The sequence below is a fragment of the Desulfovibrio sp. SGI.169 genome (genome assembly GCF_050313595.1).
GTDB lineage: Bacteria > Desulfobacterota > Desulfovibrionia > Desulfovibrionales > Desulfovibrionaceae > Desulfovibrio.
In genome coordinates this window covers 1-26,751 of the sequence record NZ_JBNPLS010000002.1, presented here as the reverse complement: position 1 = coordinate 26,751, position 26,751 = coordinate 1, and the positions used below count along the sequence as shown (strand labels likewise).

Annotated in this window: 27 protein-coding genes; 12 read left to right on the top strand and 15 right to left on the bottom strand. The window is 64.9% G+C overall.

The genetic code is table 11. From position 1 onward, the window contains the following. Positions 1–96 precede the first annotated feature (96 nt). From ACQRA4_RS01635 to ACQRA4_RS01590, 10 genes are all read right to left on the bottom strand, one after another. Positions 97–1,089: a pseudouridine synthase family protein gene (locus ACQRA4_RS01635; protein ID WP_427821342.1), complete on the bottom strand. Its 993-nt coding sequence runs from the start codon at positions 1,087–1,089 to the stop codon at positions 97–99. Continuing rightward, positions 1,089–2,306 (bottom strand): GAK system CofD-like protein, encoded by a 1,218-nt coding sequence (locus tag ACQRA4_RS01630; protein WP_427821341.1) that lies wholly within the window; start codon positions 2,304–2,306, stop codon positions 1,089–1,091. Before ACQRA4_RS01630 ends, ACQRA4_RS01635 begins: the two co-directional genes overlap by 1 nt. Beyond that, entirely contained in the window at positions 2,303–2,956 is a 654-nt protein-coding gene (locus tag ACQRA4_RS01625) for a 3'-5' exonuclease (RefSeq protein ID WP_427821484.1), read from the bottom strand. Before ACQRA4_RS01625 ends, ACQRA4_RS01630 begins: the two co-directional genes overlap by 4 nt. A 6-nt stretch (positions 2,957–2,962) precedes the next feature. Then, entirely contained in the window at positions 2,963–4,372 is a 1,410-nt protein-coding gene (gene mnmE / locus ACQRA4_RS01620) for a tRNA uridine-5-carboxymethylaminomethyl(34) synthesis GTPase MnmE (protein WP_427821340.1), read from the bottom strand. 318 nt (positions 4,373–4,690) lie between these two features. Next, positions 4,691–5,830 carry an RNA-binding cell elongation regulator Jag/EloR gene (jag, locus tag ACQRA4_RS01615; RefSeq protein WP_427821339.1) on the bottom strand — a complete coding sequence of 380 codons (1,140 nt, stop codon included), beginning with the start codon at positions 5,828–5,830 and terminating at the stop codon, positions 4,691–4,693. 65 nt (positions 5,831–5,895) lie between these two features. Continuing rightward, positions 5,896–7,551, bottom strand: coding sequence for a membrane protein insertase YidC (gene yidC, locus ACQRA4_RS01610; RefSeq protein ID WP_427821338.1), 1,656 nt, complete (start codon positions 7,549–7,551; stop codon positions 5,896–5,898). 8 nt (positions 7,552–7,559) lie between these two features. Further along, positions 7,560–7,823, bottom strand: coding sequence for a membrane protein insertion efficiency factor YidD (gene yidD / locus ACQRA4_RS01605; RefSeq protein WP_427821337.1), 264 nt, complete (start codon positions 7,821–7,823; stop codon positions 7,560–7,562). Between the two features lie 113 nt (positions 7,824–7,936). Then, positions 7,937–8,320, bottom strand: a complete 384-nt coding sequence (gene rnpA, locus ACQRA4_RS01600) for a ribonuclease P protein component (protein WP_427821336.1) — start codon at positions 8,318–8,320, stop codon at positions 7,937–7,939. A gap of 45 nt (positions 8,321–8,365) precedes the next feature. After that, entirely contained in the window at positions 8,366–8,500 is a 135-nt protein-coding gene (rpmH, locus tag ACQRA4_RS01595) for a 50S ribosomal protein L34 (RefSeq protein WP_427821335.1), read from the bottom strand. A 385-nt stretch (positions 8,501–8,885) separates the two neighbouring features. Continuing rightward, the gene (locus ACQRA4_RS01590; protein WP_427821334.1) at positions 8,886–9,545 is read right to left on the bottom strand and encodes a hypothetical protein; all 660 of its coding nucleotides are present in this window, start codon (positions 9,543–9,545) and stop codon (positions 8,886–8,888) included. Between the two features lie 347 nt (positions 9,546–9,892). On the opposite strand from ACQRA4_RS01590, the gene thrB reads away from it, so the two are divergent. Next, positions 9,893–10,450, top strand: coding sequence for a homoserine kinase (gene thrB, locus ACQRA4_RS01585; RefSeq protein WP_427821333.1), 558 nt, complete (start codon positions 9,893–9,895; stop codon positions 10,448–10,450). Positions 10,451–10,687: 237 nt separating this feature from the next. Here thrB and ACQRA4_RS01580 read toward each other — a convergent pair whose 3' ends face one another. Both ACQRA4_RS01580 and ACQRA4_RS01575 read right to left on the bottom strand, forming a co-directional pair. Continuing rightward, positions 10,688–11,263, bottom strand: coding sequence for a translation initiation factor 2 (locus ACQRA4_RS01580; protein ID WP_427821332.1), 576 nt, complete (start codon positions 11,261–11,263; stop codon positions 10,688–10,690). Between the two features lie 75 nt (positions 11,264–11,338). Further along, on the bottom strand, positions 11,339–12,337 hold the full coding sequence (locus ACQRA4_RS01575) for an OmpA family protein (RefSeq protein WP_427821331.1): 999 nt from the start codon (positions 12,335–12,337) through the stop codon (positions 11,339–11,341). Positions 12,338–12,635: 298 nt separating this feature from the next. Here ACQRA4_RS01575 and ACQRA4_RS01570 point away from each other — a divergent pair, with 298 nt between their 5' ends. From ACQRA4_RS01570 to cobM, 4 genes are all read left to right on the top strand, one after another. Next, a complete protein-coding gene (locus ACQRA4_RS01570; protein ID WP_427821330.1) occupies positions 12,636–13,505 on the top strand; it encodes a hypothetical protein in 870 nt (289 codons plus the stop codon). A gap of 10 nt (positions 13,506–13,515) precedes the next feature. Next, positions 13,516–14,766: a cobalt-precorrin-5B (C(1))-methyltransferase CbiD gene (gene cbiD / locus ACQRA4_RS01565; protein WP_427821329.1), complete on the top strand. Its 1,251-nt coding sequence runs from the start codon at positions 13,516–13,518 to the stop codon at positions 14,764–14,766. Continuing rightward, entirely contained in the window at positions 14,763–16,214 is a 1,452-nt protein-coding gene (cbiE, locus tag ACQRA4_RS01560; protein WP_427821328.1) for a precorrin-6y C5,15-methyltransferase (decarboxylating) subunit CbiE, read from the top strand. The genes cbiD and cbiE overlap by 4 nt, the downstream gene beginning before the upstream one ends. 85 nt (positions 16,215–16,299) lie before the next feature. Continuing rightward, entirely contained in the window at positions 16,300–17,100 is an 801-nt protein-coding gene (cobM, locus tag ACQRA4_RS01555) for a precorrin-4 C(11)-methyltransferase (RefSeq protein WP_427821327.1), read from the top strand. A 277-nt stretch (positions 17,101–17,377) separates the two neighbouring features. Here the strand turns inward: cobM and ACQRA4_RS01550 are convergent, their stop codons facing one another. Beyond that, entirely contained in the window at positions 17,378–17,659 is a 282-nt protein-coding gene (locus tag ACQRA4_RS01550) for a hypothetical protein (RefSeq protein ID WP_427821326.1), read from the bottom strand. Between the two features lie 425 nt (positions 17,660–18,084). Here ACQRA4_RS01550 and ACQRA4_RS01545 point away from each other — a divergent pair, with 425 nt between their 5' ends. From ACQRA4_RS01545 to ACQRA4_RS01530, 4 genes are all read left to right on the top strand, one after another. Further along, positions 18,085–18,927: a sulfide/dihydroorotate dehydrogenase-like FAD/NAD-binding protein gene (locus ACQRA4_RS01545; RefSeq protein ID WP_427821325.1), complete on the top strand. Its 843-nt coding sequence runs from the start codon at positions 18,085–18,087 to the stop codon at positions 18,925–18,927. Beyond that, the gene (gene gltA / locus ACQRA4_RS01540) at positions 18,917–20,335 is read left to right on the top strand and encodes an NADPH-dependent glutamate synthase (RefSeq protein WP_427821324.1); all 1,419 of its coding nucleotides are present in this window, start codon (positions 18,917–18,919) and stop codon (positions 20,333–20,335) included. Before ACQRA4_RS01545 ends, gltA begins: the two co-directional genes overlap by 11 nt. Positions 20,336–20,462: 127 nt before the next feature. Continuing rightward, entirely contained in the window at positions 20,463–21,299 is an 837-nt protein-coding gene (locus tag ACQRA4_RS01535; RefSeq protein WP_427821323.1) for a histidinol-phosphatase, read from the top strand. A 17-nt stretch (positions 21,300–21,316) separates the two neighbouring features. Then, on the top strand, positions 21,317–22,828 hold the full coding sequence (locus ACQRA4_RS01530) for an ATP-binding cassette domain-containing protein (protein WP_427821322.1): 1,512 nt from the start codon (positions 21,317–21,319) through the stop codon (positions 22,826–22,828). A gap of 17 nt (positions 22,829–22,845) precedes the next feature. Here ACQRA4_RS01530 and ACQRA4_RS01525 read toward each other — a convergent pair whose 3' ends face one another. Continuing rightward, on the bottom strand, positions 22,846–23,502 hold the full coding sequence (locus ACQRA4_RS01525) for a DedA family protein (protein ID WP_427821321.1): 657 nt from the start codon (positions 23,500–23,502) through the stop codon (positions 22,846–22,848). Positions 23,503–23,597: 95 nt separating this feature from the next. Between ACQRA4_RS01525 and ACQRA4_RS01520 the strand changes: the two genes are divergently transcribed. From ACQRA4_RS01520 to ACQRA4_RS01510, 3 genes are all read left to right on the top strand, one after another. Then, entirely contained in the window at positions 23,598–24,728 is a 1,131-nt protein-coding gene (locus tag ACQRA4_RS01520) for an alpha/beta hydrolase family protein (protein ID WP_427821320.1), read from the top strand. Positions 24,729–24,922: 194 nt separating this feature from the next. After that, positions 24,923–25,480, top strand: coding sequence for a hypothetical protein (locus ACQRA4_RS01515; protein WP_427821319.1), 558 nt, complete (start codon positions 24,923–24,925; stop codon positions 25,478–25,480). A gap of 148 nt (positions 25,481–25,628) precedes the next feature. After that, a complete protein-coding gene (locus ACQRA4_RS01510; RefSeq protein WP_427821318.1) occupies positions 25,629–26,033 on the top strand; it encodes a hypothetical protein in 405 nt (134 codons plus the stop codon). A gap of 522 nt (positions 26,034–26,555) precedes the next feature. On the opposite strand, the gene ACQRA4_RS01505 is transcribed toward ACQRA4_RS01510, so the two are convergent. Further along, positions 26,556–26,751: CrcB family protein (locus ACQRA4_RS01505; RefSeq protein WP_427821317.1), on the bottom strand; the 196-nt coding region annotated here is incomplete at its 5' end.

The window sequence follows — 26,751 nt, the reverse complement described above, 5'->3', positions numbered from 1 at the left end:
TCTCCTAATAAGTATGGCGGCAAAGCCGGGCGGGGATGCCCGTTATCCTGTCACAACCGCTCCCGAACCGGCGCTATGCCCGCGCTTCAGTATAGCCTATTGAGGCGGGCTTTCAAGCCATTTTCTGACCTCTTCCGCCTGGGGCGCGGGCAGCGGCCAGGGCGGCGGCAGCACGCAAGACGCGTCGGGCAGCAGCAAGGCCCCGTGGTGCAGAAAAAACGCCGGGGCGGGCCCCGCCCTCTCCGACGACGGTTCCGCCATGGCGGAACCGTACAGGCCGTCACCCCGGAGGGGACGCCCCAGCGCCGCCGCATGCGCCCGAATCTGATGGCGAGCGCCGCAACGAATGCGGCAGGCCGCCAAAGTCAGCCCGACCTCAGCGGGGAAGCCAGCCGGAGCCTTGTCCGCTCCCAGAGCGTCCGCCAGCTCCGGCGGCAGGTTTGCGGCGTTTTCCCACACATGCAGGGGCAAAAATTCCGTCCAGCGCGAGCTGTCAGCCGTGAGCGCCAGCACGCGGCTCCGCCGGCGATTTGCCGTATCCAGAGCCGCCCTCACGGTGACCGGCGCGGCCAGTATGCCGCGCAGCAGGGTCAGATAGCGCTTTTCGCAGCGGCCTTCCCGTTCCGCGCGGCGGAAAGCCAGAGCCGCCCCCCGCGTCAGGGCCGCGCAAACAATGCCGGATGTGCCGTAATCCAGCCGTTGCAGCAACCGCGCCGCGCCGGCGTCCGGCACGGAGGCCAGCAAGGCGGGCAAAGCGGCCTCCAGGCTGGAGCCGCCGCCCCCGGCCAGAGCCGTGCTGTGCAGACCGGCGGGCTTGTACAGAAAACAGTACTCCCCCTGGCGCGCAAGCAGGCGCGGCGTGTCCGCCAGGCGGGAAGCGGCCTCCGACGCCGGTTCCCGCAGGGTGACAAGCTCGCCGAAGCGCAAACGGCGACCGGCGGGCGCGGCCCGCCCGTCGACCAGAATCGCATGACGCGCTATCAGACGGCGGCGACCGCGCAGCCCCAGCTCCGGCGTCAGCGCGGCCAGGGCCCGGTCCAGCCGCAGCCCGGCCAGAGCGGCGTCAACACGCAGTTCGCGCGCGGGCACTAGGCCCCCCGCCGACCGCCGGGCAACAGGCTCAGCAGGGCCCGCGCCGTCAGTTCCGGCTCATGGCGTTGCGGGTCATCCTCGCGCACCATGTCACGATCCACCAGGGTCACGCCCATATCCGCCAGAGCCGCGCGAACATCAGGCCCCAGACCGCCTTCATAGCGCCCGTGCCGACTGTCCACCAGCACATGCCGCAAAAGGTCGCCGGTACGCGCCTCAGGCGCGTCCTCGCGCAGATGGCGCAGCAGCATGGCCGCCTGCCCGGCCAGGGACAGGCCATGCAACTCCGCGTCATGCCCCGAATTGGGAATGAAAATCTTGGGGCAGGGCGCGGCGGCCACGGTTCGCCCCACGCCCTGCGGCAGCAGGTTAGCCAGCACGCTGGTATAAAAACTGCCCATGGGGTAGCAGATGGCCCCGGCAGAGCGCAGATAATCCGCGGCTGTTGAAGCCAGAGGCGGGCGGCAGGGGGTCTGGGGGGGGGCGGCCTGCCCCTGGCGTTCCGGCTCATGCACAGTGAGAAAAAGCCGGCGCACGGGCCGCGTCAGCTCCCTGAAACGGTGCTGGCCCACCAGGCGCGAACCATCGTCCAGCTCAGCCGCCAGATGCAGGCTTTCGCCCACAATGGGCAGCACCACGCCGCGCGCTTGCAGCAGACGGCTGAAAAAGGCCAGCACAGGCCCGAAATTGCGTTTGTGGTGCAGATAGCCGCCGGCCAGAATCAGATTGCCCAGGCTGGCCAGATGGGGATCAAAATCCCGGGGCATGCGCTCCAGAAAAAAAACCAGGTGCAGGCGCAGGGCCTCGCTGAAAATCTCCGGCATGGCGGCCCAGAGCGAATGCCCCCGCTCGCCCAGGGCCCGCAGTTGCGCGCGCAGGGCGTCAGCATCCCCCTGGGCGGGCAGACGGCGGGCGCAGAACTCCAGCACGCTTTGCGGCACAAGCTCACTGTCGGCCAGGGCCAGCAGACGGTTGCGGATGTCGCCCACGGCGGGCATGGCAAAGGCCCGGCGCAACGCTGCGGAGCTGCCCCCGGAATCAAAGGGCGTAACCAGATGAACGGAATTGTGGGTATAGCGGGTCAACTGGCGGCTCAGGTCACGCAGGGCCGTGCCGCCGGTGAAGAAAACAAGACGCGGCCCCAAGGCCGGAATCAGACCGGAAACGGGAACAGACGCGCAGGTCGCCCCGGCTTTCTGGCCCGCGTCGCTCATGCGCCGCTCTCCGGCGTCGGCATGGCGGGCAAGACGACCGGACTTCCCGCAGCGCGGACGACGAGGCCCAGCTCGCGCATGCGCAGAAAAATCAGACGCCCGATCCAGGCATCGGTGGCGGCATAGGCGATCTGGCGCTGGCTCAGTTGCATCAGACTCCAGTTGGAGCACTGCGAGCCCTTGGAAATGCGCCAGCCAAAAAAATTGGCCGCCAGCGTGCGCAAGCCCTGGCTGGAAAGCTTGTGCGCGCGGGCCACATTGCCCAAGTCCACCAGCCCGGCGGGCTCGAAGGCATGCAGCTTGGTCAGCTCGCGCATGTCGTCGCGGATGCCCACTCCGGCCTTGATGATGGCCGGATCGGCGAGCAGTTCGGCAAGATACGGGCCAAAAGGCAGCCACGACAGCTGAATCAGGTAGACCGCGCGCTCGGTGGCCAGCTGGATCAGGGAGGGCGCGTTGACCCTGCCTTTGCGGAAGGTCGGCCGGGTTTCGGTGTCGAAGCCCAGCACGCCGTCCGCGCGCAGGTCGGGCAGAGCTTGCTTCCACTCTTCCAGCACGCGAATCAGATGCACCGGCCCTTCATAGTGGCGCAGGGGCATGGCGTTGATTTCATCGCCGCTCAGGCGGCGGCGCAACAGGGTCAGATCCATACGCATTTATTTGCCGATGCAGAATTGGGCAAAAACCCGGTCCAGCACTTCCGCCGGACTGGAAAGACCCGTCACCTCGCCCAGCCGCGCCGCCGCCGTGTCCAGGCGCACGGAGCAACAGTCATAGGGGCGGCCCGCGCGGATGTCCGCCTTCAGTTCCTCCAGCTCGGCCAGGGCCTCTTCCAGAGCCAGGGCCTGGCGCGCATTGGGCGCAAGACCGTCGGAAGGCGGATTGCCGCAACCGTCGGCCAGCAACCGCTCTCGCAGGCCTTGAGCCAGAAAGTCCACATTATCGCCCGAACGCGCGCTGACCATACAGCAAAAACGGCCGCCAGACCAGCGCGGCGGAAAGACCGCCGGGGCGCAAAGGTCGCTCTTGTTCCAGACCAGCAGCGTCGGCGTGTTCCCGGCCAGTTCCAGCACCTGGCGGGCCGCCTCATCCGGGCAGGTTTCGGCGGCGGCCCCGGCCTCGCCCAGGCGCGCGCCGTCAAGCAACAGCAAAATGCAGTCCGCCTGGGTCAGTTTTTCCCGGCTCAAGGCCATGCCAAGAGCCTCCACGGCGTCCGTCCCGCCGCTGCCGCCGGGGCGCAAGCCTGCGGTGTCTGTAAGCCGCACGGGCAGACCGTCCAGATCGCAAGGCTCTTCCAGAAAATCGCGGGTGGTGCCGGGAATATCCGTAACCAGCGCCCGCTTGCGCCCCAGCAGGGCATTGAGCAGGCTCGATTTGCCCGCATTGACCGCCCCGGCCAGCACGACCAGCGCCCCCCGCTGCATGACTTTCGCCCGTTTCTGCCCGGCCAGCAGTCCCCGCACGGAATGCGCGACCTGGCTCACTGCCCGGCCGAAATCCGCCGGCGCGAGGCACTCCACCTCTTCATCGGGAAAGTCCACGGCCAGACAAACCTGAACGCGCAGGGCCTCCAGCTCTTCCCGCAGGGCCAGCACCCTGCGGCCCAGCAGACCGTCCAGACGGTTCAGACTGTAGCGCAGGGCCTCGCGCGAAGGCGCGGCGATGAGTTCGGCCACAGCCTCGGCCTGGGTCAGATCCATCCGCCCGTTGACAAAGGCCCGGCGTGAAAATTCGCCCCGCTCCGCCTGGCGCGCGCCCAGCCGCAACAGACTTTCCAGCACGGTCTGCACAATGAGCGGCCCGCCGTGGCAGTGGATTTCAACCATGTCTTCACCGGTGAATGTGCGCGGGCCGGGCATGAACACGGCCAGAACATCGTCCAGGGCTTCGCCGTGCTGATCCAGCACCCGGCCCCGGTGCATGAACCAGGGCCGGAAATTTTCAAAACGCGGCGACAGCGACAGGAATATGCGCGCCAGCAACGCTTTGCTCTGCGGGCCGGAGAGGCGCACAATGCCGATGCCGCCGGCTCCCGGCGGCGTGGCTATGGCGGCGATGGTGGGCATGGACGGCACAAACCCCCTGCGCTGTGAACAGCCGGGCGCTCACTGCATGCGCCGGCAAAAGAAGCTGTCGCGCGGTCAGTCTGAAGCTATACGCATCTTCAGGCCTGCGGCCCTGCTGAAAAAACTCTGCCTCTACGCGGCGAAACGCTGCGGGCTGAAACATCTTCAGCCCGAAAGCGTCCCATGGAATCCTCCTTATCCGCGGGCCACAGGGCAAACATGAGCCGGAGCCCCTCAGGCATGCCGCGCGACGCCAATGCGCGCCTGCAACGCCATGGATGGAAAGGCGGCTTTGCGGCAGCCGGACTGGAGAGGCCCCTAAGCCTTCTCCGCCTTCCGCCGCATGATCACCACGCGTTTCATGGGCCCCTCGCCGGTGCTGCGGGTCTGCACGTCGCCAACATCCTGCAGGCAGACATGGACAATACGCCGATGATAGGAGGAAAGGGGCCGCGTGGAATAAGAACGCCCGCTCTGGCGCACCTTATCGGCCAGGGCCAGCGCCATTTCACGCAACTTCTCGTCCTGGCGGCGGCGGTACTCCCCGGCGTCCAGTTGCACGCGCACGGCGGAATTCATGCCCCGCGAAACCACGCGCGACGCCAGATACTGCAAAGCGGCCAGGGTTTGCCCCTCGCGTCCGATGAGCAGGCCGGAATCTTCGTCGCAGTCCACACACACCTGAACGCGACCGCCGCCGACCGCGACATCAAGGCGCACATTCCTGCCCACAATGGGCCGCACCAGCTCGCGCACAGCCTCCTGGGCCAGGGCTTCCAGACGCGCGGCATCCAGCTCTTCCACCGGCGTGACGGGCAGGCCCTCTCCGGCCTCATCCAGGTATTCTCCGCCATCCAGGGCGTCAACGGGCGCGCCGTCCCGCGCGGGGGACAAACCCTCTTCGCGGCGGGCCCGGCCCCTGCCGGGGACGCGGCCCGACTCGCGCCGACCTCCAGAGCGGCTTTCCTCCCACGGCGGGGGGGCGGAGAGGTCAGCGGCTTCCGCCGTTACACAGGAGTTGCCAGCGGCGGTTCCATCGGGCGAGTTCTCATCACGGGCGCAGCCCCGCGCCGGCGTACAGGAGCGGGCCGCCGCATCCACGGCGGCTGCGACGCTTTTGCGCCCGCGCTCGTGGCTCCTCTCGCGCCCGTTTTTGGGCTGCGCCTGCCGGCTTTGCCCGGTCGTGGCGTCCGGGGCGGACGCGCGGGCGGTATTTTCTTCCTCGTCACAGGCGGGCGCGCCGCCTTTTTTGCCCAGAATGCTTTCCACAGCCTCGCGCAAATGCGCCCGGCGGGCGCGCACCTTGGCCTTGCGCGCCCCCACGATGCCGAAAATGCCGGACTTGGCGTCCTGCAGAATTTCGATCTCCAGTTTTTCACGCGCCGTATTGAAGTAGCCGCAGGCCTCCTCAATGGCGCTATCCAGGTCTTTGCCCTGGAATTCCTTAAAGCCTTCCATACAAACCTCACTCACGCAACGACGCAACGGAACCGGCTCAATGCCGGCGCGGCAAACGGGTCAGGCTAGCCCGCCGCCCGCGCGCCGGGCTTGTTTTTACGCATCATCAGCCACTGCTGGAAAATGGAAAGGATGTTGTTGACCAGCCAGTAGATGACAAGACCCGCGGGAAAGCCCAGGAACAGCACCGTAAAGATCAACGGCAGGAACATCATGATCTTCTGCTGGGTGGGATCTGTGGCGGGCGGGCTCATGCGCTGCTGCAAAAACATGGTCAGGCCCATGATGATCGGCGTGATGTAAAAGGGGTCCTTGGCCGAAAGGTCCGCCAGCCAGATCGTGTCGGTAAAGGGCAGACAGGTGATGAACGGCGCATGCCTGAGCTCGATGGACGTGAGCAGGGCCTGATACAGACCAAAAAAGACCGGCAGCTGAATCAGAATGGGCACGCAGCCGCTGGCCGGGTTAACGCCGTAGGTCTTGTACAGAGCCATGACTTCCTTGTTCATGAGCTCCTTGTTATCCTTGTACTTTTCCCGGATGTTCATCATCATGGGCTGAAGCTTCTTCATCTTTTCCATGGAGGCGTAGCTCTTGGCCGTCAGAGGCCAGAACACCGCCTTGATGACCACGGTCAGCAGAATGATGGCGACGCCCCAGTTATGCACATAGGAGTAGAAGAATTCCAGCAGCCAGAGCAGGCCCTTGGCAATGATGCTGAACATGCCCAGATCAATGCTTTTGGCCAGCTGATCGGATACGGCCGTCAGCTGGAGGCGATCTTTGGGGCCCAGCCAGTAGGAAACCGTCAGTTCCTTTTCCTGCCCCGGCGCGAGCATGCTTTCAGGCTCTTCCACGGCGGCGCGGTAAACGGTTTTTTGCAGCAGGCCCTTGACCGTGACGTTATTGACATCGCCGGGCAGCACGGCGGCCAGAAAATATGTGCTCATGGCGCCAGCCCAGTAGATTTTGCCCGTGACCTGCACGCCCGTGCTTTCCAGAGTTTTGCCCGAGGATTCTTCGGCAAGGCTGCCGTCATTATCCCAGGCCACACGCATGGAGTCATAACGACCGCCGGTCGCGTTGCCGGCGTCGGAAGCCACGGTATAGCTCACACGCGCGCTGCGCGGCTGATCCCCGGCATTGATGAGGCGAATTTTTTCCCTGATGAGATAGGAATCCGCATTGAAGGTCAGTTCACGGATCACGCGCAGATTGTCCACCACGCCCACAAGGCGCAACGAAGCCTCCTGCCCGGCGCTCAGCTTCAGCCCCTGTTCGTTGCCGTCCAGCGACCACTGGCCGGTGCTCCACGAGGGCTGGCTGTTGATCACCAGACCCAGCGGCGCCACGGCGGCGGTACGCTCGTCCACCATATTCACCAGGGGCGAATCGGGCGCGAGGTCAGTCTGAAATTTCTTGAGCCTGAAGGAACGCAGGGGCCCGCCGCCGGTATAAAAAACGGCTTCGTACAGCGGGGAATCCACAGTCAGATCACGCCCCGGAGCCGGGGTAAACACGGGCAGCGTGGCGGCCTGAGCGGCCTCCTGCCTGCGCTGTTCCGCCCTGGCGGCCTCCTGGCGGGCGGCCTCCTGCTGCTGCGTCACCACCGCCGGGTCGGGCTTCTGCACCCACCCCATGTACTCAGCGAGGTATCCCCAGCCGAAAAGAATGCCCAAACACAGTACAATGGCCAGAATCAGATTTTTACTATCTTGCATGGGGACGTTTACTCCTGAGACAGAGGCGGGCCGCCGCGGCGACGCCGTGGTGGTGGAACCGGATCATAGCCCGAACCGCCCCAGGGGTGACAGCGGGCCAGACGCCGCAGCGCCAGCCAGCCGCCGCGCAATATGCCGTGGCGCAAAATGGCCTCCGCGGCATAGGCGGAACAGGTGGGATAAAAGCGGCAGGCGGGGGGCAACACGGGCGAGATGCAGCGCTGGTATACGCGTATGGGTAAAACGCAAAGACAGCGCAGCAGTATTTTCATCACACCCCACCTCGGGCCGCCGCGCACGGCAAGGCCCCGGCGTCTCCCGGCGAGACGCCCGCCCACAAGCCCGCCGAGGCAACGCCGGCGCGGCTCATGGGCGTTTTTTTGATTCAATCGCATGCCGCGACCGTTCGCCGGGGTCGGACTATGCGCCGCAGCAGCGGCAGAAACTCGGCGCGCACGCGGGAGAGGTCCAGCGCGTCGCCGCCGGCATGTCGCTTCGCCACAGCCACCAGATCGGCATGGGCCGGTAAAAGGTCGGAATGCAGGCGAAAAAATTCACGCAACAGGCGCTTGATGCGATTGCGAACCACAGCATTGCCGACCTTGCGGGAAACAGCCATACCCGTGCGCGTCAGCTCGCCGGCATGCTCTCGCGGCAGCACAAAGAGGAGGAAATGCTCGGTATGGTAACGCCTGCCGCGTTCATAGCAGGCGCTGAATTCCGCCCTGCGACGAACGCGAACATGCCGTGGAAAGCTCAGACGCGACACCAAAACCCCCGGGGCGTGCGGCAGAGGCGCTCAGGCCCCCGGACATCAGGCGCTCAGGCGCTTGCGCCCCTTGGCGCGACGGCGGCGCAGAATGGCCCGACCGCTGGCGGTGGCCATGCGGGCGCGAAAACCGTGGGTGCGGGCTCTTCTGATTTTACTAGGTTGATATGTTCTTTTCATGACTCTGCTCCCTTCTCTGATTTATGCGTCACACCCGCTGTTTCAACACGCCGAGCGCTCTGGCCCGGGACAGGGGCGGGCGTTGCGGGCTTTCCCGCTTTGCCGCCGGCGGGCGGGCATTTGCCGCAGCGCAAAGCAGTCTTCGCCCTGAACGTAAATAATATGGAAGAAGCTACATACACGCACGCAGCCGCCCCGTCAAGCGCGGCACACGGGGCGAACGCCCGCGGCCAGACAGCGCGGGTTCTCTGAAAAAAATTCGATCCGCGTCAGGCCGCCGGCCGCAAAGGCGGAATGCGGCGGGAGGCGGGGCGTGGATCAGGCGCACTCCCGCGCGACGACCCGCTTGCGCGACAGAAACGCCATCAAAGCGGACAAGCGCCGGTCAACGGGGGGCCGCCGGGGCTTTGGGGGCTGTCGGAATTGCCGGCATGTCCGGCAGGGGCGCGGACGCGGCTGACTCAGGGGCGGCCCCGCCGTATGGCGTGGCCTGTTGCGCCGAAGCGCCGGCGGCCATATTGGCCTTGTCTGGCCTGGCCTTGTCTCGCCCGGCATCGGGCTGGTTCGCGGCGGGCGCGGCGACAGGCGGCCTGAGCGCGGTGGAGGCGACCCCCGCGGGCGGCGTGCGCTGCGCGCTTTTCTGCGTTGCCGCGGGGACGGCGGGCTTGGGCCGGCTGCGCCTGCGCGCGGGCCGGACAGCCTTTTGCCCGTCAGAGGGAAGAAGCTCCGGCACAGCCGCCGGATCCGCAAAGCGCGCGCCGCCCATCCGTATCTGGCGTGGAATCACCAGCGTGTTCCAGTACAGACGCGCCCCGCCGTTCTGAATCCAGGCTTCATCCAGATTGACGCCGCCCGAGGGCGTCAGCGCGGGCAAGCGCGGCGGCAACGGCGCCGCCGGAGCGCCCGCCACTGGCGCGCCCACTCGCGGCGTCGTCGGCGCGGCGGCATAGCCTGGCGCGGCGGAAAGCGGCAGGGAACGTGGCTCCACACCATGCGCCGGAGCGGCCAGGCACAAAAAAACAGCCAATATGATGAACATGCGCATGACATTACACCTCTACCGTGCTTATCGACCAGGTCATGCGGGACTTTAGGGCAGATCGGCTTTCAGCTTTTGCAACCACGCAAAGTCACGGCACGCCTCCACCACGCCCGCCGGGGCGCTCCAACTTTTTCATGCCCGCCGTCGGCAGGCCGCGCTTCTTGACAGGCGGGCCCGGCTTGGGCAAGCTCCTTGACAATCATTTTCACGGAAGTCATGCCATTCTGGAGCATGCCCTGTTTTTCATTGCCCCATCCGGCATGGCATGCAAAACGTCGTGACTGAGCTGAAAATCATGTTTTCCGGGGAATAAGCGACATCCCGACCCGACCGGCAATCAAGGAGAAAATATGCCCTCGCCCGATCTCGTGGCCACACCGGCTCGGCTGGCCCCCTGCATCATCCTCATCGGCATGGCCGGAGCGGGCAAATCCACTGTGGGCAACGCCCTGGCGCGTGAGCTGGGCTGGGCCTTTCTGGACAGCGACCATCTGATTGAAGCCCTTTACGGCGCGCGCCTTCAAAAGCTGACAGACGCTCTGGGCAAAGAAGCCTTTCTGGACACGGAATGCGGCGTAATCCGCGCCATCAAGGCCAACCGCACCGTTATCGGCACCGGCGGCAGCGTGGTCTACCGCGAGGAGGCCATGCGCCACCTTGCCGCCCTGGGGCCTGTTGTTCACCTGGACGCGCCGCTGGCTGTGATTGAAGAACGCGTGGCCCGCAACCCTCAACGCGGGCTGGCCATTGCGCCAGGCCAAACCCTGGCCGACATCCACCATGAGCGGGAGGCCCTGTACGCGGCTTGGGCGGGCCTGCGTTGCGATGTTCGGAATAAAAGCCCGCGCGAATGCGCCCGGTGGATTCTCAAACATCTGCCGCAGGATATGCTCACCGCTGACGCCTGACCGTCTCGCGCCGCTTTGTGTGACGCAAACAGTAAAAGCGGGGTGTTACCCCGCTGTTACTGACGGCAAAGCCCGCTTTGCGGCATTTGCGCCGTCCAGGCCGCTTGCGCGGCTTGACAGACACGAAACTCACTCGCTTACGACGCGGCAAAGCCGCCCGCGGAACCGCGGTTCTCCAACACGCAATGCCCCAGCCTGTTTCCGCAGAGCGCAAACACTCCCCAAAGCCTGCGCGGGCTAAAACTGCCAGCTCTTGCCGTCGTAACGGATCAGCTCATTGAGCCGGCGGGCGCGCACCTGCTGGCAGGGAGCGGAGAGAGCCTCCTTCTTGCTGGCTCCGCGGCACTCATAAAACTTTTCCTGATAGCGGATAAAACCCACATACTGCCCCTTGGCGCCGGGGCGCATCTCTGTGGTCAGGTTTGTGGCGTCCACCTCCACATAGCTCGCCACATAGCCCTTGCCATCCTTGCGCACTTCCTTGCTGGCCTTGGAAGGCATGACGGTGCGCGCGGCCTGCGCCGCCAGCTTGTGGCCCACGGCATTCAGCTCGGCGCTGATTTCAGCTTCAGACTTGGGGCCTTTGGATGCCTTGGAAGCCTTGCCGCTCCTGGAGGGCGCGGCCTTTTCAGCTTTGGCCCTGGTCTTGGCGGGAGCCGCCTTGGCCGGGGCGGGTTCGGGCGCGGCAACGGCGGCCTGCTCTTCCGGCTGCGCCGCAGGCGTTTGCGTATCGGAACTGTCGCTGCCGCTGAACCAGGCGCAGCCGCCGGTCGCAAGCCCCAGGGTCAGAATAAAAGCCAGAAAAATTCGCATGGGCGATAACCTCACAATCAAAGCCGGGCGGCAATCGCCGCCCGGCTTTCTCTGCAATTACGCCACAGGCTCCGTCTAGTCGAAGGAGATCTCGGTGCGGCGGTTCATGTAACGGCCTTCTTCGGTCTTGTTGTCATACTTGTGGGACTTGCCGCGACCGATGGAGGTCATCCGGCTGGCGGGAATGCCCTGCTTCGACAGATAGTTCTTCACGGCGTTGGCGCGGTTCTGCGACAGAACCTTGTTGTAGGCGTCGCTGCCGATGGAGTCGGTCCAGCCGTTGAGGATCACGCGCTTGTTGGGGTTGGCCTTGATCAGACCGGCGGCTTCATTCAGGATGCCCATGGCCTTGCTGTCAAGCGTATAGGAATCAAAGGCGAAATTCACGCCGCGCAGCACGATCACGTCTTCATCCTGGCAGAACACGGCCAGCACGAAACGTTCGACAGCGGCGTCGCTGGTGGCCAGCTCTTCAGCGCGAACCACGACGGAACCGGGGTTCATGGCGCCGATCTGCTTGACAACGGCCTCACCGTTGGGGGTGTCGGCGAGGGAGATGACATGGATGACCAGGTTGCGCTGGCTGGCATACAGCTGACGGGCAACTTCCACCACATCCGTGCCGCGGTTGTTGTCGCCGTCGGTCACCAGAATGACGGCGGCGTCGCGCTTCATGCTGGAAAGGAAGGGTTCATAGGTCTGCAGGCCGTTGCCCATGCTGGTCATGCGGCCAAAAATCTGGAAACCGGAGCGCAGCTTGTTGATGCCGGCGCTCATGGCCGCGCGATCCCACGGGCCCTGGGCGATGACGGCGCCGTTGGGCGAGATGGTGTGCAGGCCGCCGTTGTAGTCCAGAGCCGGAATGGCCGCGTTCACGCGCTGCAGCACATTTTTGGCCACAACGATTTTATCTTGTTTAAGCTGCTTGTTCTGCATCATCATGGAACCGGAATAGTCCACAACAAAGTCGAAGCTTTCGATTTTTTTGTTGCAGGCCGGCGTGGCCGCGACGGCAGCCACGGCGTAGCTCAGCACCAGAGCGGCCGCAAGAGCAAGAAGACGGATTGATTTCATAATGCCTCCCAAAAGAGTTGTTTTTTGTGCCGTTGGATTACCGTCAACACAGTAAATCACGGTTTGCCCGCCAATATTGCCGGCTCCTTGCCACACGGGCGTGGAGACGGCAACTGTTTTTTCAATAACCATGTTCGCGAAAAACCGCAAGCTATAATTAGCCAACGCCACGCCTCCCCGGACGCGCGGCAGGCCGGAACGCCCGCGGGACACAGACCACGCGTTACGGAACGCGCGACATGCTGGACAGTAAGGCGAGGCTCAGGCATACTTTTCGGATAGACATAAGGATGCAGTCATGCCCGCATTGACTTTTTCCAAATGGAGCCCCGGCGGCAACACCACGCTTTTTTTCCCGCTGGATGGCAGAAGCGCCGCCGAACAGGCGCGCCTGGCGCGTCTGGCGCTGGACCCGCAGCATCTGGGCGGCGAACAGGCCGGTTTTGTGGACCCTCGCCAGCGGCGATTGCGCATGGCCGGAGGAGAGTTCTGCGTCAACGCCAGCCGGGCTTTCGGCGCCTTGCTGGCCTTCGGCGAAAACGCGCCCGGCCCGCGTCAGGCCGCGCTGGAGGGCCTGCCCGCGCCCGCCCGCGACGCCGACGCCGCAAAAGAATATCACTATGAGGCGCGGGTTTCCGGCTGGCCGAGTCCGGTACGCCTGAGCGCGCGCGGCACGCATCCCCACTGGCGGGTGGAGGCCGCGCTGCGCCTGCCGGCCTGTCCCATGCGCTCTCTGGCCGACGGCATGACCCTGGTGCGCCTGCCGGGCATCACGCATGTGTTGCTCAACGCCGCGCTGCATCCCTTCCCCGAAGACTGCGAAACGGCGGCGACCCTGCTTCGCCAGCGCCTGGGCCTTGACGGCGAAGCGGCCGTGGGGGCCGTCTGGTGGCGCGAACGCCAGGGCCAGCTGGACATGCTGCCCCTGGTGCATGTGCGCGACGCGCAGACCACTTTTCTGGAGAGCGCCTGCGGCTCCGGCGCGCTGGCTCTGGCCCTCAGCCTGTTCCGCGCGGGCGGGCGGCGCGATTTTTCCATTCTGCAGCCCGGCGGTTCGGCGCTGGATGTGCGCCTGTTCGACGAGGGGGGGGAAAGCATGGCCGCCGTGGACGGCCCGGTTTCCATGGTGGCGCGGGGGCAGGTCTGGCTGCCCGACGACGCGGCGTGAGCTTGACGACGTGAGCCGGACTGCACCCCAGAGCCTGCGCGAAGGCTTCACCACAGGCACGGCGGCCGCGGGCGCGGCGCTGGCCGCCCTGATTTTGCTGCGCACGGCGCGCGCCCCCCAAAGCGTGCGTGTGCCTCTGCCGCCCTTCACGCCCGCCGCCGGGGGAGATTCCTTTTCAGGCCGTCGCGCCAGAGACTGGCGCGTGCTGTCCGTGGCGCGCTGTGCGCCGGGCCTTGCCCCGGAACTGGCGGATCAGCCGCTTCCGAAGGCCGGGGAGCGCCTGACGCGAGGCCCAACGCCCTCTCTGGCGGATCGCGGCGCGCTCAGAGCGGCGCATGCCTCCATTCTTAAAGATGGCGGCGACGACCCGGACGCCACCTCAGGCGCGCTGATAACGGCCAGCGTCGTGCTGCGTCAGCGCCCGGCGCGCCCTCTGTCGCCGGAGGATGCGGCTTTCACGCGCATTGAGGGCGGCCCCGGCGTGGGCCGCGTCACCCTGCCCGGCCTGCCCCTGCCCGTGGGCGCGGCGGCCATCAACCCCGCGCCGCAAGAGCAAATACGCTTCGCCCTGGGCCGTGAGGCGGCGCGCCTGGCCGCCCTCGGCGCGTCCTGCCCGCCCCTGACCGTCATCATCAGCGTGCCGCGCGGCGCTGACATGGCCCGGCATACCTTCAATCCGCGTCTGGGCATTGTGGGCGGCATCTCCATTCTGGGCACGCAGGGCACAGTGCGCCCTTACAGCCACGCGGCCTGGCGGGCCACCATCGAGCAGGGCTTGCGCGTGGCCCTGGCCACAGGCTGCCGGACAGTCTGCCTCTCCACCGGACGGCGTTCTGAAAAGCTGCTCATGGCCCGCTATTCGGATCTCAGGCCCCAGAGTTTCGTCCAGGCCGCCGATTTCGCGGAATTTTCGCTGCGTGAAGCCGGCGCATTGCCATTTGAACGGCTGATCTGGGGGTGCTTTTTCGGCAAACTCGTCAAGCTGGCCCAGGGGCATGCCTATACCCATGCCCGCGACGCCGGGCTGGATATGGCCGCCCTGGCGGAACTCTGCCGGAAAGCGGGCGTGGCCTGCGCCCCCGCCGTGGCCGCCTGCGTGACGGCCGCGCGCGCGCTGGAACTGCTGCTGACCGACCCCGCCGGGCCGGACGCGCTGGCCGCCGTGGCCCGGCGGGCCGCCCGAACCGCGCGGAATTTTGCGGGCCGCCCCGTGGCTCTGCACCTCTTTCACACTGACGGCAGGGAATTGCTGGCGCTATGAAAAAACAGGTTGTGCTTCCCGGCATCGCATTTACGGAAAAACCGGAGCCCGCGGACGACGGACTCAGAGAAGACGGCGAACACCGCCGTGAAAACGCGCCGCCCGTTGCGGCTGATGCGGCGGTGCAGGCCGACGGCTGGCCGCCTATGGCGGACATGCTCCATTCGCTCTTTGTTTTTGAGCCGACCACGCCGGAACCCGCGCCCATCACGGTGCTGGGGCTGAACTGCGGCGACGCGCGCGAACCGGCGGCCCTCACCGCCGAACAACGCGCCCTGCTTCAGAAGGCGGATGTGCTGTGCGGCGGCAGTGAACTGCTGGCGTCCTTTGAAAACGCGGACGGCCTCAAGGCCCGCCTGTTGCCGCTGACCCTGCCGCTGGAACCCCTGCTCAGCCGCCTGAGCCAGATGCGCGCGGCCGGCGAGCGCGTTCTGCTGCTGGCTGACGGCGATCCGCTTTTTTTCGGCATCGGGGCGACCCTGGCGCGCCAGCTGGGCGCGGAGGCCGTGCGCCTCATCCCGGCGGTCAGCTCTCTGCAGCAGGCCTGCGCCCGCCTGGCCCTGCCCTGGCACAAGGTCATCTGCCTTTCCCTGCACGGGCGCGACGACCTTGGCCCGCTGAACGCGGCCGCGGGCAAAGGCGCGCCACTGTGCATCCTCACCGACGCCCGCATGACCCCGGACGTGCTGGCGCGCCACCTGCTTGACCGGGGCGTGGACTGGTTCACGGCCCGCATTTTCGAACGCATGGGCGCGCCCGACGAAGCCCGGCGCCATCTGAGCCTGGCCGAAACGGCCTGCCGCGACTTTGGTCCGGCCTGCACGCTGCTGCTGATCCCCGACAGGCATCCCCGCCGGCCTCATCTGGGTCTGGACGCCAGCGAACTGGCCGTGGAGGACGGGCTGATCACCAAAAAGCCCGTGCGCGCCGCCGCCCTGTCGCTTCTGCGCGTGGGGCCCCGCCATGTGGTCTGGGATATCGGCTCCGGCTCCGGGGCCGTAGCTCTGGAAGCGGCTGTGCTGGCCCATGAAGGCCGGGTGGTGGCTGTGGAACGCAGCGCCGGACGCGCCATGAGCATTCAGGAAAACCGCCGCCGCTTCGGTGTCGCCATTCTGGATGTCTGCCTGGGGCACGCGCCGGAATGTCTGCCCTCTCTGCCTGATCCGCATCGGGTCTTCATCGGCGGGGGATTGTCCGGCGAAGAGGCCGAGGACATCCTGGGGCACGTCTGCCACCGCCTGCCGCCCGGCGGACGTCTGGCGGCCAGTTGCGTGCTGCTGGAAAGCCTCTGCCTTTGCCGCCATTTTCTGGAGGGTCTGGGCTGGCCGCTGGAAATCATGCAGATTCAGGCTTCCGAGGCCCGCGAACTGGCCGGCGATCTGCATCTGGCGGCCCTGAATCCGGTTTTTCTGCTGGCCGCGCAAAAACCCGCGCCCGGCGGCGTCTGAAGCGGATCGGCTCCCGCTGTCGGCAGATGGCGCGGCGCTTTTGAAATTGCAAATTTCAAAAGCAAAATACTCTGAAGGAACATCCATGCGCGACAGGAAAACAAGGCCGCTCCGCGCGGCCGCGGGTCTGGTTTCTTTTGTGGGGGCCGGGCCGGGCGACCCGGAACTGCTGACCATCAAGGGGCGCAAGGCCATTGAAGACGCCGGGCTGGTGCTTTACGCCGGTTCTCTGGTTCCTCCCGAGGTGGTGGCCTGCGCGCGGCCGGACGCGCGGGTGGCGGATTCCGCCCCGCTGACTCTGGAACAGTGCCATGCTCTGATGCGCGACGCGGCTCTGGCGGGCAAAAACGTGGCCCGCGTGCATACGGGCGACCCCTCGCTGTACGGGGCGCTGCGTGAACAGACCCGACTGCTGGATGGCGACGGCATTCCCTGGCGGGTGATCCCCGGCGTCACGGCCTGCTGTGCGGCCGCCGCCGCGGCGGGCGTGACCTTTACCGTGCCGGAAGTGACGCAGAGTCTGATAATCAGCCGGCTGGAAGGCCGCACCCCGATGCCGGATCATGAACATCTGGCCGCGCTGGCCGCGCACCAGACTTCGCTGGCCGTCTATCTTTCCGCCCAGTCTGCCCCCCTGCTTCAGGCCGAACTGGCCCGCAGCCTGCCCCCGGAAACGCCGGTGCTCTGCGCCTGCCGGGTGGGCTGGCCGGATCAGCGACTTTACTGGACAAGGCTGGAAGACCTGGCGCGCTGCGTCAAAGAGCGCGGCATCACCCGTCAGACCGTATTTCTGATTCTGCCCGGCGAGCTGCAAAAAGGCGCGGCCTCGCGCCTGTACGCGGCGGACTTCAGCCACGGTCGACGCAAAGGCGGGCATGAACTCTGAACCGGGCGATTGCCATGCGCCTTTTCTGCGTCGCGTTTCCTCTGCCCGCGGCGGCGCGGCAGGCTCCATGCGAAAAAAACGCGCGCAAAAAAAGGAGGAGCCCCCACGGCCCCTCCCATTCTGAGTGGAGATATGCTGGAACGCGGATCAGCGCTTCAACCCCTTTCATGTCACGGAAAGGTGATGCGTTCCGGTTATGCCGTCCGGCGGCATATGCCGCGGCGCGGCTGTTCCGCCACGCCGGCGCGTGACGCGGGCATGGCGTGGGTGTGGCGCGTTATTGCGCCGGCGCGTCAGGGCAGGTCTGCGCCAGGGCCAGAGCCAGTCGCGCCAGAGAACTCTCCGGCGCGGCGCGCCCGCCGCACAGCCGGTTGCGCACGAAACCGGCCATATCCAGGGCCAGGGCCGCATCGTCCGGGACAAAGCGGCTGGCCTTTTTGTTGTCTTCCAGAATGGCAAGATAACGCGTGAGCCGGGCCATATCCTGTCTGACCTCGGGATCGGCGTCATCCTGCGCGGTCTTCGCCGTTAGGGATGCGTCAGTAAATAAGAGCGACATGTCCATTCCTCCCTGAATGGATCACTGCTTCCCTGCAACGGGGTTCCGATCCGCCTCCTTGTGGTTTGCGTTACGTTCTCCCCTTTCCCCACTCAACACTTGTCTTATCGGCCCGTTGGGCACGCTCTTTAGGGGCGGGCAAAAAATTTTCTTTTTGACTGAATATGCAACCAAACCGTGCCCTGGCGTCCGTCAGCGCCATGCGGAACAAGGAGTTTATCCGCCCGGCAAGCTTGCCACACTGCTCATTCGCGGCTACGATACCACAAATTGTTTCGCCGGAGGCGCGAGTTCTCGACTCGCTCCGCCGCCTCGGACGGCGCGTCGCCCTTCAGGGCGACGCCTTGCGTCGCGCCCGCCGCATCCCGGCCCGCGGACGCAACGCCAGTCTGCCGCCAAAGGCCAATTGAAGCACAGGAGAGCATATGCCGACACCCATTCTGCACAAGGAAAGCCTGATACCGGGCAAAACCAGCAAACTGGTCCTGCACGCGCCGCACATCGCGCAAAAGGCGCGCCCGGGCCATTTTGTCATGTTGCGCATGACCCCCACGGGCGAGCGCATTCCCCTGACCATCGCCGATGCCGACGCGGCCAACGGCACCGTTACCATCGTTTATCTGGTGCTTGGCAAAAGCACCGCCCTTCTGGAAGAACTCAAGGAAGGCGAAAGCATTCTGGATGTCTGCGGCCCTCTGGGACACCCCACCCATATTGAAAAAAAGGGCTCCGTGATCTGTGTGGGCGGCGGCACGGGCATTGCCGCCATGCATCACATCGCCAAGGGGCACTCCCGCGCGGGCAACCGTGTGGTGGGCATTATCGGCGCGCGCAGCAAGGATTTGCTGCTTTTTGAAAAGGAGCTCTCCTCCTTTGCCGACGAGCTGCTGATCTCCACCGACGACGGCAGCTACGGGCACAAGGGCCTTGTCACGGATCTGCTGCGCGACCGGCTGGAAAAGGACAAGACCGTCTTCGAGGTGGTGGCCGTGGGCCCCGTGCCCATGATGGCGGCTGTGGCCGACACCACCCGCCCCTTCGGCGTCAAGACCACGGTGAGTCTCAACCCCATCATGGTGGACGGCATCGGCATGTGCGGCGCCTGTCGCGTGAGCGTGGGCGGCAAAACCAAGTTCGCCTGCGTGGACGGGCCGGAGTTCGACGGGCATGAAGTGGACTTCCCCGAACTGCGTCGCCGCCTCTCCGCCTACCGCGATCAGGAAAGAACCTCTTTCGACTCCTACAGCAGGTGCGCTCATGGAAACTAAAAAAGCCAAAAAACCGCTGGCCCCCAGGGTGGAGATGCCCTGTCAGCCCGCCGAAGCGCGGCGTTCCAACTTTGAGGAAGTGGCCCTGGGCTACACCAGAGAAATGGCCATCCAGGAAGCCTCGCGCTGCCTCCAGTGCAAAAAGCCGCTCTGCGTATCGGGCTGCCCGGTGGAAGTGCCCATCCGCGACTTCATCGGCGAAGTGGCCAACGGCAATATGGACGCGGCCTACAGAATCATCAAATCCACCAACAGCCTGCCCGCCGTTTGCGGTCGCGTCTGTCCGCAGGAAAACCAGTGCGAGGGCAAATGCATTCTGAAGGCCAAGGGCCAGCCCATCGCCATCGGCCGGCTGGAACGTTTTGTGGCTGACGCCTATATCGCCTCCACCGTCTGTGAGCAGATCACGGGCTCCAATGCCTGCGCCGCGCCCCGCTGCGACAAAAAGGTGGCCTGCATCGGTTCCGGCCCCTCTTCGCTGACCTGCGCGGGCGTCTGCGCCGCCGCGGGCCTCAAGGTGGACGTTTTTGAGGCCCTGCACGAGCCGGGCGGCGTGCTGATTTACGGCATTCCGGCCTTCCGTCTGCCCAAGAGCGTGGTCGCCACTGAAATCAACGGCCTGCGTCAGGCCGGTGTGGATTTTCACATGAACTATGTGGGCGGTCGCACGCTGGATGTGGCCGAACTGCGCAAGGAATACGACGCCGTATTCATCGGCGTGGGCGCGGGCCTGCCGGTTTTTCTGGGCGTGCCCGGCGAAAACCTGGTGGGCGTGTTCTCGGCCAACGAATACCTGACCCGCGTGAACCTGGGCCGCGCCTATGACTTCCCCAAGCAGGACACCCCCGCCTTTCCCGGCAAAAACGTCACGGTGTTCGGCGCGGGCAACGTGGCCATGGACGCGGCGCGCACGGCCCTGCGCATGGGCGCGGACAACGTCTACATCGTCTACCGCCGCACCAAGGCTGAAATGCCCGCCCGCCGTGAAGAAATCGAACACGCGGAGGAAGAGGGCGTGAAATTCGCCATGCTGGCGGCGCCCCTGCACTTCAACGGCGACGCCGAAATGCGCCTGCAATCCGTAACCCTGCAAAAAATGGAACTGGGCGAGCCTGACGCCTCAGGCCGCCGCCGTCCCGTGCCTGTGGAGGGCGAAGTGTACGACCTGCCCACAGACCTGGCCATCGTGGCCCTGGGCACCCGCTCCAACCCCATTCTGCTGGACGCCACGCCCGATCTGGAGCAGAATAAATGGGGCTACATCCAGACCAGTGAGGAAACAGGCGAAACCTCCATACCCAACGTCTTTGCCGGGGGCGACATCGTCACCGGCGCGGCCACGGTCATTCTGGCCATGGGCGCGGGGCGCAAGGCCGGTCAGGAAATCGTCAAAAGGCTGCTTGCCTGACGCCGCGTTTCTGCCCCGGCACAACGCGCCGGCGGGCACGACGACTCTGAGTGTGGGAGAGGAGCGCGCCTCCTCTCCCACACATGTCATTACCCTTTTCCGCATGCCGCACTCTGGACGGCCAAACATGATAACAAGCGATCTGCACATCCATACCAGATACTCCCACGGGGCCGACACGCCCGCGGCAATGTACGCCGCGGCTCTGGCCCAGGGTTTGAGCCTGCTGGGTTTTTCCGAGCACTCGCCGCGTCCGCGGGGCTTTGACTACCGGCACGAATACCGGGAGCAACTCAGCCGCCATCTGCCGGACTATGCCCGCGAGGTGCTGGCCCTCAAGGCCGCGCCGCGCGAAGGGGCGCACGGCCCCTGCCGGGTGCTTTTCGGCATGGAGATGGACTGGCTGGACGGGCAGGAGGACTTTACCCGCGCCGCCTGCAGGGCCTATGATTTCGACTACCTGCTGGGCAGTGTGCATTTTCTCGGGCGCTGGGGCTTCGACGACGGCGCGGAGCCCTGGAAAGACGCCTCCCAGGAGGAATGCGAAAGCCGCTATACGGCCTATTTCACAGCCTGGGAGGCCATGATCCGCTCCGGCCTGTTCCATATTGCGGCCCACCCGGATCTGATCAAAATCTTCTCTGTGGACCAGTTTCACATCTGGCTGGCCAGGCCGGAAAGCCGGGGGCGGATTCGCCGTTGCCTCACGGCCCTGCGCGACGCGGGCATGGCGATGGAAGTATCCTCGGCCGGGCTGCGCAAAGCCTGCCGCGAAATCTACCCCGCCCCGCCGATCATGGCCCTGGCCGCCGAGCTGGGCTTGCCCGTCAGCTTCGCCTCGGACGCCCACGCCACCGACGATGTGGCGTACGGCTTCGCGCGGCTGGCCTCCTACGCCAGGGCCTTTGGCTTCAGGGAATATGTGTTTTTCGACAGGGGCCGCATGACGGCCCTGCCCCTGTAATAAAGAAGAGCCGCCGCATGTCTTCGCGCAGCCAGCCGCTCGTCCGTCCCGCCCCCCTGATCACGGTAGACGACGTCAGCCTGTTTCTGCCCGGCGATTCCCGTCAGGAAACGGTTCTGCACCATATCAACTGGCGGGTGGAACGCGGGCGTCACTGCGCCCTGCTGGGCCCCAACGGCTCAGGCAAATCCACCTTGCTGCGCCTCTTGCGCGGCGAACTCTGGCCCGCTCAGGGGCATATTTACTGGCATACCCCGGACGGGGCGGAGGAATCCCCCCTGGCCGGCCGGGCCATGAGCGCGCTGGTTTCCCCGGCGCAGCAGGAGAATTTTCAGCGTCAGGCCTGGGATATTACGGGCCGCGACCTGCTGCTCGCCGGCCTGAATGACGCGCCCACGCTCCGCAAGCGGCCCGGCGCGGGAGAAGACGCCGTGGAGGCCCTGGCCGGTCGTCTGCGGGCGCGGAACCTGATGGCGCGCCCTGTGCCCACGCTTTCGCAGGGCCAGTTGCGCTTGCTGCTGCTGGCCAGGGCGCTGCTGCACGCGCCCGCGCTGCTCCTGCTGGACGAATGCGCCGACGGCCTGGACGCGCCCCATAAAAAACTCTTTTTTGACCTGCTGGGGGAATACGCCGAGCGCTGCACCGTGATTTTTACCGCGCACCGTGACGACAGCCTGCCCCCCTGGTGCGCGGAACGTCGCCATGTCAGGGCAGGCCGCCTGCTGGACGCGCCGCCCCAGGCCCCGTCCGCCCGCGCCGCCGGGGCGGGCGCTCCCGCGCGCGTCGGGGCCAGGCGGCCGGCGCGCAACGCCGCGGGCCGCATGCTGCTTGCGCTGGAGCATGCCTCGGTCTTCATCAACCGCCGCAAAGTTCTGCACGATATCGTCTGGAGTCTGCACGAAGGCGAGCACTGGCATATTGCCGGGGCCAACGGTTCGGGCAAGTCCACCCTGCTGCGCCTGCTGGCCGGGGACGAATTTGCGGCCGCCGGGGGAAGCGTCCGCCGCTGGCTGCCGGGCCGGGACGGCCCTGTGGAAATGCTGGCCGATGTGCGCAAGGGCGTGCGGCTGGTGTCAGATCTGTCGCAGGCTCTTTACGGTTTCACGCTCAATGGCCTGGAGCTGGTTTGCTCCGGCTTTGACAACAGCATAGGGCTGTACCGGGATGTTACGGCAGCGGAGCGGGATGAGGCCCGGCGGGTCATGGCCGGGCTTTTTCCTGAAGGGGGCGCGGCCCGCGTGGCGGAAACATCCATCCGCCGGCTTTCCAGCGGGCAGTTGCGCCGTCTGTTTCTGGCCCGCGCCCTGGTGGGGCGTCCTGACATTCTGCTGCTGGACGAACCCTGCTCCGGCCTGGACGCGGAAAGCCGCGCCCGCTACCTGGCCCTGCTGGATCGCCTTGCCGCGCCGGCGGCAGACGCAGGGCTGAGCGCGCATCTGGTCTTTGTCACGCATCACAGGGAGGATGTCCCCCTCTGCATCAACCGCGAGGCGCGCATGGAACACGGGCGTCTGACGGTTCTGCGCTGACCCGCCGCCCCGCCCTCTCAGGCCCGCCCGTTCTTTTTTCCGCCGCTCCATTTGCTTCGAAGAAGTTCAATGAACACCGGCAACACCGAAATAAGAATGATAAGATAGACAATACTGCTGAAATTTTCGCGCACCCAGGCCAGATTGCCCAGAAAAAAGCCCGCGGACACGAGGCCGCCCACCCAGAGGATGCAGCCCGTGATATTGAAAAAAAAGAATGTGGTGGGGCACATCAGGGCTATGCCGGCCACAAAGGGCGCAAAGGTGCGCACCACGGGCACAAAGCGCGCCAGCACAATGGCCTTGCCGCCATGACGCTCGTAAAAATGGTGGGCCCTGAGCAGATGCTCCTTTTTGATGAAGCGACTCTCACGGGCGAAGATGGCTGGCCCCACATGCCGCCCTATGCAGTAGTTGGCGGCGTCGCCCAGAATGCCGGCGGCCAGCAGCGTCAGCATGATTTCGCCGTAGCCCATGAGCCCCGCGCCCGCCACCACGCCGGAAGCGAAAAGCAGGGAATCCCCCGGCAGAAAGGGGGTGACCACCAGACCGGTTTCACAAAAAACGATAATGAACAGAATGGCGTAGACCCAAAGCCCGTACTGCTCCACCAGTTCAAACAGATGCACGTCGATGTGCAGCACAAAATCCAGAAAATAGCTGATCATTTCCATCCAGGCTTTCTCCTTGCGCGCCGGCTTTCACGGCGGGCGGCCGCGTTGCGGCCCGACCCTTGTACCGCAAGCCGGCTTGTGGCACAACAACGCCTATGCCCATACGTTTTATCACGTTCGCCCTGCTGTTTTTGTTGCAGCTTTTTGTCCCGCCACGCGCCGCCGCGGCGACCGACCCCTATCAGGTGGGCTTTCGCACGCTGGGGCAATGGTCGGCGGACGCCAACCTGCGTCTGGACGTGAATATCTGGTATCCCAGCATCCGCCCCCCGCGTGAACTCAATTACGCGCCCTGGACCATCACGGCGGCGCGTAACGGCAAAGCGGTGGAAGGGCGCTTTCCGCTTCTGCTGCTGTCCCACGCGTCGCCGGGCACGCGTTTTTCCTACCACGACATTGCCGCCAGGCTGGCCGCTTACGGCTTTGTGGTAGCCGCGCCCACCCATATTCAGGACTGCATGAACGACATGAGCCTGCTTTTCACCTGGAAGCAGCTGGAAAGCAGAACCAGAGAACTTTCGGGCGTTATCGACCTTTTGCTGAATGAGGCGGAACTTGCCGCCAGCATTGACGCAAACCGCATCGGCCTGCTGGGCTTCGGCGCGGGCGGCGCAGCCGCGCTGCTGCTGGGTGGGGCCCTGCCCGATTGCGCCTCCTGGCCGGACTATTGCGCCAGGGCCGGACAGCAGGATATCTATTGCAACCGCTGGGCCCGCGACAGGGTGAACGGCATCTGCCGAAGCCTGCCGCTGACCAAAAGCCTGGCCGACCCCCGCATCAAGGCGATTGCCGCTGTGGCTCCCGGTTTCGGCATGCTGTTCAGCCATGCCTCGTTCCGCTATTTTCATCCTCCGCTGCTGCTGGTCGCCGCCGGGCGCGACGCCCTGAACCGTACCGGACTGCACGCCGGGGCCATCGCCCGCCTGATGAACGGCAAAGCCCGTTACGTCAGCCTGCCGGGGGCGGATACCGGCGCGCTGATGTCCCCCTGTCCAGAAACCCTGGCCGCTGAGTTGCCCGAACTCTGCCGTTCCGTCAGCCCGAAAGAACGCAATGCCATCCATGAACGTATGGATGACGCGCTGAGCGACTTTTTTCTGCACTTTTTGGGCGGCAGCAACAATTTGCCGGTAATCCCGCCCCCGCCGAACCTGACGCCGCCGACGCGGCCGCAATCCGCCCCAGCCGCGCCCGCCCCGAAAGCGCGGCAGCGGCGCGCCCGCTGAAGGCTTGCATCAGCTCGCACAGGCGACTTGACAAGGCTAATGCGAATCACTAGCTTTCTGCTGCATACAAAAGCTTTCAGAGCATGCAGCGCACGCAGAAAATGGTTTGCGAACATATCCATTGCCATCAGCCAGGTTTGCGCCAGACGCCGCCAGCGCGCCTGGCGGGACTGGTTGCAATTTTATATGACATCATGAAAAAATGTCATATTCATGTGTTGTGGCTGCTTGTTCTGCTGTGCCCGGCCTTCTGCGCGGCGGGTTCGCTTGACGGAATGGGCGCCGATGACGGCTGGGTGACAATGCCCGCCGGGGCGCGCCCCGCGTACATGGGCATTCACGGCGGCACCGTGCCCGTCAGCCTGCTGGTGTCTGACGACGGCTCCTCTCTGCTGACGTTTGTGGGGCGCACGGGCAATGATTTTCTGGAAGTGCTGCGGCGCACCGATGTGCGCATGCCCAGTCTGCTCAACGCTACGGCGACACGAAACAGCGGCGGAAGCCACTCTTCAGGCGGGGGCACAAGATTGATGGCGGGCAGCGCCGCGAGCAGCATGCCGGTCATTTATCTCACCGGAGAGGGTTTTGCGCGCGCCGCCCCTTCGCCGACTCAACTCCAGCCCTTTGGCCTTTCCGACAAGCCGCTCTCCATCGAAGGGCAGGTGGCCAAGCCGGCGCATCTTTCCCCGGTCAAAAGGTACCGTCTCTTTTTTCAACCGCAGTATCTGCAACCCCGTCGCGCCCCGAATTAGCGGCGACGCGCCCCCCGACATGCCACCCCGGTAACGGAACGTTACTAACTATTTGATTTTTTATGTATATCGTGTGACATATAAAAAATATGGATTTTTATAAAAGTTTACATATACTCGTACGAAATTAGCCGACAGGAGCGGAATTATGCCCCTTTCCACATATCGGAACGACATGGAAAAATTATATTCGGCTCGCGTGGCGCATGCCTCAACGGAGCCGATCCAAATGCTGTTCTGCCAGGGACTGAAATTTCTCATGGATCATGCCGCGGACTTTGACGCATGTGTGCCTGAGGAAAATCCCTTTTACCAGGAGTTCGTCAAGCTTTTGTGTGCGGGCATTGCCAGTGATGAGGACTGTTTCAGCCTTTTTGAGTGCCTTGCCATCTTCTTTCGGCTCAGACAGCATCAGGCCCCGAACCGCCCCCTGAGCGGCATCGAACAACAGATTCTTCACCATTTTGAACACAGCGGCGAGTGGCAGCCTCAGGACAATACCCTGGTCAGTCTCTGGTACTGGTGGCGCATTCCCTCCCTGGTCGGGCATTAGAGCCAGTCCCTGTCGCTACGCTGTTGATTGGGGCGTTGCTGCTTGTATTCCGCCGCGATTATCCGTCAAAAGCGACCGGTTTCGCGCTGGCCGCGTCGCTGGGCGATTTTTGTCGGTCATGCGCATGAGCGCGCTCCCTCCATACATCGCCATTTTCTTGTCAGCGAAGAAATTTCTGTTTTTTTGGGATTCGTGACAACAGCCCCCGCCCTTCGCTCCGCTTCGGACGGCGAGCGAAAAAATCGCCCCCTTATCGACAAGCAAAACCCGTAACGCTTTTTAATGAGCTCTGAGCCTAAAAGCGACCGTGCGGCGCGGCAGGCTCATCCGCATAACGCGGAACAGGCTTTCCTCTGAAATGCCGTCCCGCTTTTTTTCGCGGCAGCCTTTCACATGCTGCGGTCGGCAGCCAGCTTGACTTGAAAGATCACGCGGTTTGCCTGTTTTCAGACAGGAGGGCGGTTTTGCCCCTGACGCGCGTTGCCGATCTGGCGCCCAAGCGGGCAAGACAAGGCGACAGCCCTATGGCCAGGCGTTCCAGCAGTGGCGCAACAGGCTGAATGTTCCCATTCCCAGAAAGGTCATCGCCAGAGAACCGCAGACATGCAGCGCCACGGCGCCGCCGGCCCAGAGCAGTCGCCCTTGCTGAATCAGGGCCGCCACTTCCGCCGAAAATGCGGAAAAGGTGGTCAGCGCTCCCAAAAAACCGGTAACGACC